The organism is Citrobacter sp. Ce104, assembly GCF_030334595.1.
GTDB lineage: Bacteria > Pseudomonadota > Gammaproteobacteria > Enterobacterales > Enterobacteriaceae > Citrobacter > Citrobacter europaeus.
In genome coordinates, this window is record NZ_JAOWDP010000013.1 from 1 (window position 1) to 211 (window position 211).

Below are 211 nucleotides of genomic sequence, written 5' to 3' on the forward strand. Positions count from 1 at the left end.
TAATAAGTGGCGGAACGGACGGGACTCGAACCCGCGACCCCCTGCGTGACAGGCAGGTATTCTAACCAACTGAACTACCGCTCCACCGAATTTCTTTGTCACTACCCGGATTCTTCATCCCGGTTTACTGCAATTTGATGCCTGGCAGTTCCCTACTCTCGCATGGGGAGACCCCACACTACCATCGGCGCTACGGCGTTTCACTTCTGAG

1 tRNA gene is annotated in these 211 nt (G+C 55.0%); it reads right to left on the reverse strand.

Features of this window, described 5'->3' with window-relative positions:
• Window positions 1-7: 7 nt before the first annotated feature.
• Window positions 8-84: transfer RNA gene (locus tag OGW16_RS00845), tRNA-Asp, on the reverse strand.
• Window positions 85-211: the final 127 nt, after the last annotated feature.